General features: G+C 65.1%; 9 protein-coding genes and 1 tRNA gene. 6 read left to right on the top strand and 4 right to left on the bottom strand.

Features of this window, described 5'->3' with window-relative positions; all coding sequences use genetic code 11:
• Nucleotides 1-140: 140 nt before the first annotated feature.
• From serA to GGD67_RS05675, 3 genes are all read left to right on the top strand, one after another.
• Nucleotides 141-1,730 (top strand): phosphoglycerate dehydrogenase, encoded by a 1,590-nt coding sequence (gene serA, locus GGD67_RS05685; RefSeq protein ID WP_018318279.1) that lies wholly within the window; start codon nt 141-143, stop codon nt 1,728-1,730.
• A gap of 157 nt (nt 1,731-1,887) precedes the next feature.
• Entirely contained in the window at nt 1,888-3,060 is a 1,173-nt protein-coding gene (locus tag GGD67_RS05680) for an acetyl-CoA C-acyltransferase (RefSeq protein ID WP_018318278.1), read from the top strand.
• 229 nt (nt 3,061-3,289) lie between these two features.
• A complete protein-coding gene (locus GGD67_RS05675; RefSeq protein WP_179731535.1) occupies nt 3,290-5,263 on the top strand; it encodes a methyl-accepting chemotaxis protein in 1,974 nt (657 codons plus the stop codon).
• A 64-nt stretch (nt 5,264-5,327) separates the two neighbouring features.
• On the opposite strand, the gene GGD67_RS05670 is transcribed toward GGD67_RS05675, so the two are convergent.
• Nucleotides 5,328-8,807: a PAS domain S-box protein gene (locus GGD67_RS05670; protein ID WP_179731533.1), complete on the bottom strand. Its 3,480-nt coding sequence runs from the start codon at nt 8,805-8,807 to the stop codon at nt 5,328-5,330.
• Nucleotides 8,808-9,464: 657 nt separating this feature from the next.
• Between GGD67_RS05670 and GGD67_RS05665 the strand changes: the two genes are divergently transcribed.
• The gene (locus GGD67_RS05665) at nt 9,465-9,899 is read left to right on the top strand and encodes a phasin (protein ID WP_179731531.1); all 435 of its coding nucleotides are present in this window, start codon (nt 9,465-9,467) and stop codon (nt 9,897-9,899) included.
• 376 nt (nt 9,900-10,275) lie between these two features.
• A tRNA-His gene (locus GGD67_RS05660) sits at nt 10,276-10,352 on the top strand.
• A gap of 166 nt (nt 10,353-10,518) precedes the next feature.
• On the opposite strand, the gene GGD67_RS05655 is transcribed toward GGD67_RS05660, so the two are convergent.
• Nucleotides 10,519-11,250 (bottom strand): hypothetical protein, encoded by a 732-nt coding sequence (locus tag GGD67_RS05655; protein WP_179731528.1) that lies wholly within the window; start codon nt 11,248-11,250, stop codon nt 10,519-10,521.
• Between the two features lie 212 nt (nt 11,251-11,462).
• On the opposite strand from GGD67_RS05655, the gene tenA reads away from it, so the two are divergent.
• Nucleotides 11,463-12,146, top strand: coding sequence for a thiaminase II (tenA, locus tag GGD67_RS05650; RefSeq protein ID WP_179731526.1), 684 nt, complete (start codon nt 11,463-11,465; stop codon nt 12,144-12,146).
• Nucleotides 12,147-12,181: 35 nt separating this feature from the next.
• Here tenA and GGD67_RS05645 read toward each other — a convergent pair whose 3' ends face one another.
• Nucleotides 12,182-12,586 (bottom strand): nuclear transport factor 2 family protein, encoded by a 405-nt coding sequence (locus GGD67_RS05645; protein WP_018318269.1) that lies wholly within the window; start codon nt 12,584-12,586, stop codon nt 12,182-12,184.
• Between the two features lie 84 nt (nt 12,587-12,670).
• Entirely contained in the window at nt 12,671-13,609 is a 939-nt protein-coding gene (locus GGD67_RS05640) for an AEC family transporter (protein ID WP_179731525.1), read from the bottom strand.
• Between the last annotated feature and the right edge of the window lie 3 nt (nt 13,610-13,612).

Here is a 13,612-nt window from a genome sequence, read left to right as displayed (position 1 = left end):
GTCGACGCACCGTCAGGTGCGGCGGGTGGGGTGATCTCTCCACACGGCGCACTGGCGAATTTCGAATTCGCAGCTTCACCCCACCCCGGCGCTTCGCGCCGACCCTCCCCCTCCAAGGGAGGGTGTGAAGGACACATCCCATGACCAAACCCAAAGTTCTCATTTCCGACGCGCTCTCGCCCGCTGCCGTGCAGATCTTCAAAGACCGCGGCGTCGAGGTCGACTTCCAGCCCAATCTCGGCAAGGACAAGGACAAGCTGGCCGAGATCATCGGCAATTACGATGGCCTTGCGATCCGCTCCGCGACCAAGGCGACCGCAAAGATCCTCGACAAGGCGACCAACCTCAAGGTGATCGGCCGCGCCGGCATCGGCGTCGACAATGTCGAGATCCCCGCCGCCACGGCCAAGGGCATCATCGTGATGAACACGCCGTTCGGCAATTCGATCACGACCGCCGAGCATGCCGTCACCCTGATGCTGGCGCTCGCGCGCGAGATCCCGCAGGCCGACGCCTCGACCCAGGCCGGCAAGTGGGAGAAGAACCGCTTCATGGGCGTCGAGATCACCGGCAAGGTGCTGGGCGTCGTCGGCTGCGGCAACATCGGCTCGATCGTCGCCGACCGCGCGCTCGGCCTGCGCATGAAGGTGATCGCGTTCGATCCGTTCCTGTCGCCGGAGCGCGCCAAGGACATCGGCGTCGAGAAGGTCGAGCTCGACGACCTGCTCAAGCGCGCCGATTTCATCACGCTGCACACGCCGCTGACCGAGAAGACGAAGAACATCATCGACGCTGCCGCAATCGCCAAGATGAAGAAGGGCGTGCGCCTGATCAACTGCGCGCGCGGCGGTCTCGTCGACGAGCAGGCGGTGGTCGATGCACTCAATTCCAAGCACATCGCCGGCGCCGCGTTCGACGTCTTCGTCGAGGAGCCCGCGAACGCCAACGTGCTGTTCGGACATCCCAACGTGATCTGCACGCCGCATCTCGGCGCCTCCACCACCGAAGCGCAGGAGAACGTCGCGCTGCAGGTCGCCGAGCAGATGTCGGATTACCTGCTCACCGGCGCGATCTCGAACGCGGTCAACTTCCCCTCGATCACGGCGGAAGAAGCGCCGAAGCTGAAGCCGTTCATCTCGCTCGCCGAGAAGCTCGGCTCGTTCGCCGGCCAGCTCACCGAGACCGGCATCCTCAAGGTCGAGATCACCTATGAGGGCCACGTCGCCGAGATGAAGATCAAGGCGATCACCTCCGCCGTGCTGTCGGGCCTGCTGCGGCCGATGCTGGGCGAGGTCAACGTGGTGTCCGCGCCCGTCGTCGCCAAGGAGCGCGGCATGGTGGTGGACGAGATCGTGCGCGCCGCCCAGAGCGACTATGAGAGCCTGATCACCGTGACGGTCGCGACCGAACGCCAGGAGCGCTCGGTCTCCGGCACCGTCTATCACGACGGCAAGCCGCGCCTGGTCGACATCAAGGGCATCCGCGTCGACGCCGAGTTCGGCAAGTCGATGATCTATGTCACCAACGAGGACAAGCCGGGCTTCATCGGCAGCTTCGCTGGCCTGCTGGGCGACGCCAAGATCAACATCGCGACCTTCCATCTCGGCCGCGTCGAGCAGGGCGGCGACGCTATCGCGCTGGTCGAGGTCGATGGCGCGGTCCCGGCGGACGTGCTCGCCAAGGTGCAGGCCCTGCCGCAGGTCAAGCAGGTCAAGGCGCTGACGTTCTGAGACGCTGACATATTCCGACCCGCGGAACAACGCCGCCTCCGTCACGGGAGGCGGCGTTTTTATTTTCCGCAGCCTGCCAAACTTTGTGTACCAATGGCGCCAGGACAACTCGTTCAAAGAGCGCTCCGTTCAAAATCGCTCGACAAGGGAGAAACACATGCGTGAAGCCGTCATCGTTTCCTATGCGCGCACGGGCCTCGCAAAATCCGGCCGCGGCGGGTTCAACATCACGCCGCCGATGTCGCTCGCGGCGCACGCCATCCAGCACGCGGTGAAGCGCGCCGGCGTCGACAAGGACTATGTCGAGGACTGCTATCTCGGCAATTGCGCCCACGGCGCGCCCAACATCGGCCGCCAGGCCGCGCTGCTCGCCGGCCTGCCGAAGACCACCGCCGGCGTCTCGGTGAACCGGTTCTGCTCCTCGGGGCTGCAGACCATCGCGATGGCCGCCAACTCGATCCGCTCGGACGGCGCAGACTGCATCGTCGCCGGCGGGGTCGAGAGCATCTCGATGCCGGGCGGCGGCACCCCGAAGGAATCGATCGATCCTGAATTGCTCAAGGTCGCGCCCGACATCTTCATGGCGATGATCGACACCGCCGACATCGTCGCCGAGCGCTACAAGCTCAGCCGCGAATATCAGGACGAGTTCTCGCTGGAATCGCAGCGCCGCATGGCGGCGTCGCAGCAGGCGGGCAAGTACAAGGACGAGATCGTCCCGATGAAGACCAGGATGAAGGTCGTCGACAAGGCGACCAAGGCGGAGAGCATCGTCGACTACGTCGTCGATCGCGACGAGTGCAATCGTCCTGAGACCACGATGGAAGGATTGGCAAAACTCGAGCCGGTGAAGGGTCCCGGCAAGTTCGTCACCGCCGGCAATGCCAGCCAGCTCTCGGACGGCGCCGCCGCCGTGGTGCTGATGGAAGCCAAGGACGCCGAGAAGCGCGGCCTCAAGCCGCTCGGCCGCTTCGTCGCCTGGGCGACCGCGGGCTGCGAGCCCGACGAGATGGGCATCGGCCCGGTGTTCGCGATCCCGAAGCTGCTCAAGCGCACCGGCCTGAAGGTCGACGACATCGACCTGTGGGAGCTCAACGAAGCCTTCGCCAGCCAGTGCCTGTACTGCCGCGACCAGCTCGGCATCGATCCCGCCAAGTACAACGTCAACGGCGGCTCGATCGCGATCGGCCATCCCTTCGGCATGACCGGTGCCCGTCTCACCGGCCACCTGCTGCAGGAAGGCGCGCGCCGCAAGGCGAAGTGGGGCGTGGTGACGATGTGCATCGGCGGCGGCCAGGGCGGCGCCGGCCTGTTCGAGATCTACAGCTGAGCCGATCCACAGCCAACGGCTTGAAGGGAAGGAAGCACGGCGCGCACGAGCGCCGTGTTTTTTTCTTGTGCACTTCACCGTGCATAGACGGGGGCCATCGAGACTTATCCTGTGACGTGTATCGTGCATAAGTACGTAGTCATACGTGTCCGCAGATTAACGGAAGTTTCCGCGCATTGAGGCTTCATTAGTCGCATCAGCCACAACCAATTTTGAAATCAAATCAAAGATGCGATTATTCTCCCTGCGGCTCACCCACAAGATCACTGCAATCGGCGTGATCGGCGTCCTTGGTGTCGTCCTGATCGGCGGGATTCACCTCTATGGTGAGCGCGCGATGGCGGTCTATCGCAACGCCGCCGAGGAGGCGCGCACCGTCTTCGAGCTCAACAACAGGATCGCGGTCGAGCTGCTCGAGGCGCGCCGGGCCGAAAAGGATTTCCTTCTGCGCAGCGATCCGGCCAGAGCCGAGCGCCAGGTCGAGATCAGCCGGCAGGTGGCGCTCGACATCGAGACGCTTCGCGGCAGGATCTCTGTCCTCGGCAAGCCCGAGCTGGCGCAAAAGATCGACGCGATGAACGCATCGCTGAAGACCTATCAGGCGCGCTTTACCGCGGTGGTCGAGGAGCGGCAGCGGCTCGGCCTCGACGAGAAATCCGGCCTGGAGGGGCGCCTGCGCGCGTCCGTCCACGGTATCGAGAGCCAGGTCGACCAGCTCCAGGACTCCTCTCTCAAGGTGATCATGCTGATGATGCGCCGGCATGAGAAGGACTTCATGCTGCGTCGCGACGCCAGATATGGCGATGACATCAAGAAGCGTGCGGCTGAATTTTCGGCCCTTCTCAACGCCGCAACCATTCCCGACAATTCGAAGGCCGAGCTTCGCCAAAAGCTCGCCGACTACCAGCGCGATTTCTCCGCGTGGATGGAGACCGCGTTGAAGCTCGCGGCCGAGCTGAAGGCGATGTCCGAAGCGTTCTCGGCGGTCGAGCCCGTCATCGAGCAGGTCTCGAAGTCGGTCGACCAGATCCGTGTCGAGGCCGACCGGCTGAACGAGGCCGAGCGTGCCAACATCCAGTTCTGGATCGCGGTCGCGATCGCGCTGATCGCATCCGGCGTGCTCGGGCTCGGCATCTTCATCGGCCGCTCGGTTTCCAAGCCGCTGTCGGCCATGCGCGCGGCGATGATCGAGCTCGCCAACGGCAATTTCGCCATCGTGCTGCCCGGGCTCGGCCGTCCCGACGAGATCGGCGAGATCGCGCAGGCCGTCGAGACGTTCAAGGTCAATGCCGAGCGCAAGGCGCAGGAAGAGGCGGAAGAGAAGATCAGGCAGGACAAGCTCGCCGCCGAGCGCCGTCGCGCCGACATGATCAGGATGGCCGACGATTTCGAAGGCGCGATCGGCGAGATCGTCGAGACCGTGTCGTCTGCCGCCAACGAGCTCGAGGCGTCGGCGACCTCGCTGACCACCACCGCCAGCCGCTCGACCGAGCTTGCCACCCTGGTCGAGGCGGCCTCCGAAGAGGCCGCGACCAACGTGCAGTCGGTGGCCTCCGCAGCGGAGGAGCTGACCGCCTCCGTCCACGAGATCAGCCGCCAGGTGCAGGCCTCCGCACGCATGGCCGGCGAAGCCGTCAGCCAGGCCGGGCAGACCAACGACCGCGTCAGCGAATTGTCGAAGGCGGCCGCGCGCATCGGCGACGTGGTCGAGCTCATCAGTGCCATCGCGGGCCAGACCAATTTGCTGGCGCTGAATGCCACCATCGAGGCCGCGCGCGCCGGCGAAGCCGGGCGCGGTTTTGCCGTGGTGGCTTCGGAAGTGAAGGCGCTGGCCGAGCAGACCGCGAAGGCCACCGGCGACATCGGTCAGCAGATTTCCAGCATCCAGGTTGCGACCGAGGATTCGGTCGGCGCCATCAAGACCATCGGCGGCACCATCGAGCGGCTGTCCGAGATATCGTCCACCATCGCCGCGGCCGTGGAAGAGCAGGGCGCCGCGACCGGCGAGATCTCCCGCAACGTCCAGAATGCCGCTGCCGGCACCACGCAGGTGAGCGCCAACATCAGCAGCGTCAGGCAGGGCGCGACCGAGACGGGATCTGCCTCCGCGCAGGTGCTGTCCGCGGCGCAGTCGCTGTCGAACGACAGCAGCCGGCTGAAGATCGAAGTCAGCAGGTTTCTGGACACCGTGCGCGCGGCGTGATGTAAGGGGCGCGCCGCTCTTTCGCCCCTTCGCCCCGTTCTTACGGGGAGAGGTTAAGAACGCCTCACGCCCCCGCCACCACCGGTGCGAACACCACTTCGATCAGCGTGCCGGAATTCCCCGCGCTCTTGATGTTGAAGCGGGCGCGGTTGGCTTCGACCAGGGCCTTGGTGAGCGACAGGCTCAGCGCCGAATTGTCCGCGGCGTCCCCGGGCGGCGGGGTGCGGAACGGCTCCATCGCGGCGGCGACTTCGCGTTCGGAGAGGCCATGGCCGGTGTCGCGGATGCGCAAGCAAATCTCGCCGCGGTCGGACAGCGCGGTCGAGACGATGACCTGGCCGCCGGCGCTGGCGAGCCGGATCGAGTTCGAGATCAGATTCATGGTGATCTGCCGCATCGCGCGCGCGTCGGCCGTGACCTGCGGCAGCGCATGCGCGAGCGAGGTGCGGATGATGATGCGCTCGCGATTGGCCTGCGGCTGCATCACAGTCACGCAGGCTTCGACGAGGTCGTTGAGGCTGAGGTTGGCGAAGTTGAGATCGAGCTTGCCGGTCTCGATCCGCGACAGCTCCAGCAGATCGTCGATGATCGCGATGACGCGCTCGCCGGAGGCGCGGATATCCTTCATGTATTCGCCGTAGCGCTCGTTGCCGAGCGTGCCGAAGCGTTCGGAGATCATCACCTCGGCAAAGCCGATGATGGCGTTGAGCGGCGTGCGGATCTCGTGGCTGATCCGCGCCAGCATGTCGGCCTTGGCGTTGGCCGCGCTGTGGACGAGGTGACGGGCCTGCGTCAACTCGCTCTCGCCCCTCTTGCTCTGCGAGAGATCGCGGAACACGGCGAAGAAGTTCGGGCCGTCCGGCCGCGTGCGGCCCATGATCATCGCGAGCGGAATGACGCCGCCCTTCTTCTCGCGTCCGAGCACCTCGCGGCCGTGGTCCAGCAGGCTCGAAATGTCCTGGCTCTTGAGGCTTTCGAGATAGTCGGCGACGATCTGCCGGCTCTCCGGCGCGAACAGCGTCGCCAGATTCTGCTCGAGCAGGTCGGTGCCGTCATAGCCGAACAGCGCCTCGGCGCTGCGGTTGCAGGCGTGGATGTTGCCTTCGGCATCGAACATGACGATGCCTTCGGCCGTGGTGTCGAGGATCGCGGCGAGATCCTCCGCATCGGCATCGCCGGCCGCGGATTCGAGCTCGGGCGCGTAGGGGAAGGATTCGGCGACGATGGGCTCGACGACGACGGTCTCGGCGATCGAAGCCGCCGCGACGCTGGGCGCCACAACAGGTGCAGGATTGGGCAGCGCGCAGATCAACGCATGCGCGCTCTCGCCGTCCCAGTCGATCGTGTGCAGATGAGCCTCGGTGGTCGCAAGCGGCGCTTCACCGTTCGCGAGCGTCGCGCTGATCGTGACAGGCGTGCCGGCTTGCGAGGTGCTGCTGGCCGAGGACACGCCGGGCTCGACATAGAGCGCATCGAGCCCGCCGGCATTCTCCAGCGCGTTGATGCCGTCATAGCCCATGCGCGCGAGGAAGGCCGGGTTGGCGTAGAGCAGGCGGTCGAGCCGGTAGATCAGGATGCCGGTCGGCAACAGGTCGAGCAGGGTGCGGTCGCGCGCGCTGGCGCCGCGCGGCGGCGGCGCGGGCTCGCTCAGCCATTCGGCCGCAGCTTGCGGCGGTGAGGGTTGCGGCGCCGGCGGCTCGGTGGGGGTCTCCGCCACCGGCTCGGAAGCTTCTGCCGCGATCGTCTCGCGCTCGCGTTCGAGCCGTTCGGACAATTGCCGGGCGAGCTCGTTGAACGCGCTGTTCTCGACCGGCGTCAGCGTCGGCGATCTCTGATCACTGGGTGATCTGACATCGCCGTGCGGGCGGAACGGCACGACATTCGGAGGGGTTTCGACTGGCGTTTCCACGGAAATGTCCGGATCGGTTGGATGTGAATTCGCGTCGCTGGTGGGTTCGGGCAGTTCAGGTTCGAATGCTGGCTGGGGCTCGGCTGCGAGCGGCTCGATCGGCGGAGGCGGCGCCTCCGCGACCGGCTCGGCCTCGGGCTCCGGCGCGACCAGTTCGGCAGACGGGCCGTGCTGCGCCGCCGGTTCGACCACCGTCTCGAAGCGCCTCAGCGCTGCGAGACGATTGAGGCCGTCGAGATCGCGGCAGACGCCAAAGCCCTTGAAGCCGGCGAAGTTGCGCGACTGGTCGTAGACCGGCAGGCCCGCGAGCTCGACCGGCAGATGTTCGCCGCCGTCAGCCGGCCAGTTCACGGTGATCCCGGCCCAGGTGTCGTGGCGCGCAAGCGCCTCTGCGACGCGGCCATCAGGATCGAGCGAAAAGTCCCCGGCGATCTCGCGCCAAGGGCGGCCGAAGCCGGCGGCAGTGCGCGCGCCGATCAGGCGGATGAATTCGTCGGAGAGAAGCACAAAGCGGCCCTCCGCATCCATCTGCCAGAGGAAACGCAGCGGATGCTGACGCGGTGCGGGCGGCTCTTGGCCCGACGAATCCCGGCCAGACGATTGCTGGCCCGACGGCGGCTCGACCATGCCGGGAGTGATCGGCGCAGCCTGCGGCGACACGATGGCTTGATGCGGGTTTTCAACCGGAGTCTTTGGCGCGATGTCGGCGCCCTGGTCCGGCGTTTCGTGAGCTGGTTCTCGAACAGGCTGTTCGGCCGTGTCCTCGATCCCCGCCAAGTCCTGCGGTTCAGGCGCCATTGTCCCGGTTGCCTTGGGCGCCTCGACCGGCTCGGCGAACGCATCGAACAACGAGATCCCGGCCGATCCGTGCTGCGAGGGTGGCGGCTCGCACGGCATGGCCGCAGCCTGCTGCGCAGGTTCAGCCGGCGCCTCGTTTGCACTTTCCGCCGTGCTCTCAGGCACGGCCGTTGCGGGCGCAGCTTGCGTGGCCGGCTCGATCAGCGCGACCAGGCCGACATCGGCGCCGCTGCCGACCCGTTGCAGCACCATCTGGCCGATGCCGATCGGCGTCTCGACGCGGCCCTCGCGAAGCGCATCGCTGCGCGCCTGCTCGAGGCCGGCCTCGCCGAGATCGCGAAAGCCGAGCAGGGAGCGGGCGGCCTCGCTGGCGCCGACGAACAGGCCGTCGGGCGCGAACGCCGCCATCGGCATCTTCGCGCCCTCGACCAGGCGATGCAGCCGCTCGACCAGCGGCATGCTGCGCAAGGTCGGGTCCATCGCGGTGACGAGCACGGCGTGTCCGCCATCGGCAAAGTCGAGCCGGGCGCAGGCGCAAGTCATCAGCGTGCCGAGCCGGGCGCCGAAGCCGCGCAGACGTTCGAGCCGCACGGTGCCGCTCGCCGGCAGCTGCCGGGCGAGCCGGGCGACCTGGCGGCGATGGCCGTCCGCCGGGCCAAAAATCCGCTCCGCCAGCGCTGCGCCGTTCGCCGCGCCGAACAGCTTTGCGCCGACCGGATTGGCCCACAGCACGCGCGCGCCGTCGGTCGACCACAGCCAGGTCGCGAGCGGCGAGGTCGCATGCACGGCCAGCCGGGGATCGCCCACACCTCGCAACTGGAAATCCGAACTCGTCATCCGACCGGCTGTGTCTCGCGCTTGAAGCTGGCGGCTGCCGGGAATGACAGCCTTAAGAAAGGGTTAGTATCGCCCGCGCCCGCGGGCAGGTCCACGGCCCCGGTCCCCGGCGGCGGCCCTAAGCCGCGATAACCTTAATCAGCCCGAACCCGCAAGCCGCCGCCCGGTTCATCCAAGGGATTCGAAGAGAGAAGCGGTCACAGGCCGCGCGGCATCAAAGGTCCCCATCCTCCCCTGGAGGGGGAGGATCGGTTCGCATGGAGCGAAGCGAAATGCGAGCCGAGGTGGGGTGACAGTCTCTCCACATCGCACACTGCCCGAGCGGAGAGATCACCCCACCCCGCTCGCGCTACGCGCGACCGACCCTCCCCCTCCAGGGGAGGGTAAGAAGCACCACCCCCTTACCTCAACCCCCGGTTCCCCGAACCCGGAACCTCGCCCTAACCTAGATTAAATTATCGCGGCGCACCCTACCGCCGCATTGCGCTGCACAATGTTGACATGATAGGCAGCCATAATCCTGGGCGCTGGGCGAGCCATCTCGTTTGTTTCGCGTTTCCAGTCTTTCGTACCCGCTCAATGTGTGACGGCCCAGACCGGGGGCCGGCGGGCGCGCCAGAAGGCTCACTCCATTTTTCATTATCGTGAGGGACAACCATGACAGGTGCGACTGATCCGTTTTCTGCCTCGATCATTCCGTTCGAGGTGCCCGAGCAGATGCGTGCGTTCGCCGAAAAGGGCGTGTCGCAGGCCCGTGAGAGCTACGCCAAGTTCAAGGACGCCGCCGAAACCCACAACGGCACCGTCGAGGCCGTGTTCACCTCCGCCAGCAAGGGCGCGAGCGAGTACACCGCAAAGCTGGTGGAATTCATGAAGGCCAACAGCAACGCCCAGCTGGACTTCGCCCAGCAGCTGTTCGGCCTGAAGTCGCCGGCCGAAGCGCTGGAGCTGTGGACCGGCCACACCCGCACCCAGTTCGAGACCTTCCAGTCTCAGGCCAAGGAGCTGGTCGAGCTGACCCAGCGCGTCGCCGCCGAGACCGCCGAGCCGATCAAGGCCTCGGCCTCGAAGTTCTACAAGCCCGCCGCCTGAACCGGGCGGTTGGTTTGAATTTGAGAAACCCGGGCCGAAAGGCCCGGGTTTTTTCTTCGCCTCTCCCGCTCTTGTCCCGCCGAAGCCTTGGCGAAGGCGGATGCGGGAGAGGCCGGCGTCCGGGCGATGCGAAGCATCGTCGGGGCGACGGGTGAGGGTTCTCTCCGCCCGGGGATTGTCTCGGTAGGCGGCAGCGGGTGCGCAACACTCCGATGTCCGTCATCAGGCCGGATTTCGTCGCGCTGAGGGTGATTCCAGCCGGTTTTTCACACCATTGCGGCCTTGCCAAACCGGGCCGTTGCACCTAGTTTCCGCCCCGTCCAGCCCCCTAGGTCGACGGCCTTTTCAGGTAGCCCCGAGGGCGGCTCGCCAGGATGCAGTTGTAGCTCAGTTGGTTAGAGCGCCTGTCTGTGGAACAGGAGGTCGGTGGTTCGAGCCCACCCAACTGTACCAATGCTATTCAGCAATTGATTCGGGTTATGATTTGTTGGGCCGTTCGAGAGGCGCACCGCCAGCGACGGTACACAAACTTCTTAGCATCAGTCGGCATCAACTGAGCGCTACGTCCTAATTCCAGCGAGCCGACGACCGCATGGGCGCTTGGATATGTTGATGGTCGCTAGTTACGGGGACGAAAATCCCGCCGCGGCTGCGGTTCAATGCCGTGCATCGCGAGCAGTTCCTGTGCGAGAATCGACGTTGCGTAACCGATCTCTTCAACACAAGCGGACACGTCTGTCTCAACGTCGGTCGGCGAGAAGGCGAGTACAGGAACACCAGAGATAACCATCGTTCGGGCGCGAACTCGGTTGTGAAGATCCTCCGGTAGCGCGCGCCTAGGAGCATGGCACTCAATTCCTAACCATCGGAATTCACCCTTCATGCAGACCTTCAAGACGAAGGCCGGTGTGAAATCTCGAATCGTCTGCTTGACGCCCCATAACGTGCCCCAATCCGGGCTACCTTGCGCCCCCCAAGCAGCCTGATAGCGGATTTGGTTGTATCCGTCGGTTCCTTCCAACACGAGATGTGCAGCAAGCTGTGCAAGAAGCAAATCGTCCGCCTTCTCGGTCGCGAGAAAAAGATCATCTCCGAACCTCTCAAGCAGCTCTCGCACGACTTGAATGTTCGCGATCACAGTATTGCTGTCGTCGCGGCTTGCACCAACTGCTTCGGCAATGGCCTCAACGATGACCTCTTCACCACGGGCAGCGACGGCTTCATAAAAATCGAGCCCCGGAATTGGAATCCCATGCTGCGACAACTTGCTAGTCGTCGCGAGCACAATCTTGCGTAATACGCCGGGATGCCAGCCGCGAACCGGGTTGAGGTCTGATGCGTTGCTGCTCATGTCACTCTTACAAGCTCAGATTACGGTGACGGTGCACTAAACTCTGACGCCGAGGAATTACAGTAACCGTGCACAAACTTTCGACGCGACGCTATCCGCAACGCTGCTCAAAGCCAATTCTGTACCCCGTCACCATAGCTCCCCGGTTCGCAATGCGATATCGTTAGCGCGCCCAAGACGTTCATGGACAAGCAAGCCGGGCGGAAAAGATCGTGAGTTTCTTCGAACGTCTCAAGACAGAAGCATCCGTTGAGTGGCGGGCCTACACCGAACATCCCTTCACGAACGGATTGGCAGACGGCTCGCTCCCCGAAGCGGCGTTTCGTCACTATCTCGTTCAGGACTATTTGTTCCTCATCGAGTTTGCTCGGGCCTACGCGCTCGCGGTCTACAAGTCACCCAGGCTTGCCGACATGCGCGAGGCAGCGGCCGGCCTGTCGGCCATCCTCGATGTCGAGATGAACCTGCATGTGAAGCTCTGCGCCGATTGGGGCCTATCCCCGGCCGATCTTGAACAGGCCCCCCCGGCGGCCGAGATGCTGGCCTATACACGCTACGTGTTAGATGCGGGAATGCGCGGCGATCTGCTGGCACTCAAGGTGGCGCTTGCCCCCTGCGTGATCGGGTACGCCGAGATCGCAACGCGGCTCGCCTCGCGACCCCATGCGGACGCCGCGACGAACGCCTATCGCGTCTGGATCGCCGAGTACGCCGGCGTGCCGTACCAGGAGGTCGCTGCCAAGGCCCGTGCGCACCTCGACCATCTCGCCGATCTCTACGCCACGCCGGCCCGCAAGGCCGAGCTGACTGCGATCTTCAAGGAAGCCACCCGGCTCGAGGCAGACTTCTGGGAGATGGCCTGGCGCGAGGGCCAGCGTGTTGCCGAATTACGGTAACAGTGCGCGAAACTCCTACGGAGCTGCATCCCGCCTCACGCGATCATCGCCTTGATCTGCGCAGTATCCGCAAACTCAATCAACTCCGCGATCTTGCCATCCTGAAATCTGAACAGGTCCAGGATCTCGGTGCTGAAAGTCTTTCCGCTTGGATTGTATCGAACGAGAACTCGGGAATGGACTGCGACGCGATCCCCGTCGACCAGCTCAGTCAGGATCTCGCGGCTTTCGAAGCCGAAGGCGGCAGTGAACTGAGTGAAAGCCCCGCGCAGGGTCGGATGCCCCTCCATGCGCCCCGTCAGTTCGAGCGCGCCCTTGTCGCCCATCAAGGTGAAGTGGCCCTCGGGATGAAAAGCCGTCACCAGGCCTTCAACGTCGCCCTCACCGCGCGCGGCGTAGGCGGTCCTGATCAATGCGAGCATCTCTTCGCGCTGTGCCATGTCACCCTCCCTGCAGCACGTATCATGGCAGCCTAGCGACCTTCGCGTGTAAAGGCAAAATCATCGGGACGATGTTGCGCGTGCTCAGCGCGCCACCACCCAAACCACCACCGGTAACGTCACCGCCCCTAGCAGCGTCCCCAGCGCCACCGCGCCCGAGACCGGGCTCACCAGCCGCTGATACTGCACCGCGAAGATGTAGGCGTTGGCGCCGGTCGGCATCGCCGCGAACAGCACGACGACGCCGGCGGCGATCGGCGGCAGGTCGAGCAGCTTGGCCAGCACGAATGCAGCCGCCGGCATCGCCGCCAGCTTCAGCGCGCACATCACCAGGATGCTCAGCTTCTCGCCCTTCACCTCGAAGCGAAACAGGTTGATGCCGAGCGCGATCAGCGCGGTCGGCGAGCCCGCCTGCGCCAGGAGCTCGATGGTGCGGTCGACGACGGGGGTGAGGCCGAGGCCGGTGAAACGCCAGATCACGCCAAAGCCGATCGCCAGCATCAGCGGATTGCGGGCGAGATCCGTGAGCACGGGCCAGATCACCGACAGCGCCGAGCCGGTCCGCTTGCGGTTGACCAGCTCCATCTGCAGGATGCCGCAGAGCCAGAGCAGCGGCGTGTTCACCGACAGGATCAGCGCCATCGGTCCTGCGGCCTCGTTGCCCAGCGCCGAGAGCGTCAAGGGAATGCCGAGCATCACGATGTTGCCGTAGACCGAGCCGATCGCGAACACGACGCCGTCTTCGCTGGTACCGCGCCGCGCGCGCAGCAGCGCCGAGATCGCCAGCGCCGCGATCCAGATGACGGCCAGCGCGCCGTAATAGGCGCCCCACATCCGGTAGGGACTGACGTCGGGGAATTCCGACACGACGATGGTGCGGAACAGCAGCGCCGGGATCGCGATGCTGAAGGCGAACTCGGAGATGCCCTTGTGCGCGCTCTCCGAGACGAAGCGAAACAGCACCGCGGCATAGCCGGCCGCGATCAGCGCAAACACCGGCGCGACGATCAGCAATGTGGCCATGCG

It is taken from the genome of Bradyrhizobium sp. IAR9, from assembly GCF_013408065.1.
Classification (GTDB): Bacteria; Pseudomonadota; Alphaproteobacteria; order Rhizobiales; family Xanthobacteraceae; genus Bradyrhizobium.
Note: the sequence above shows the minus strand (reverse complement) of the source record. Positions and strands in the feature narration are given on the sequence as shown.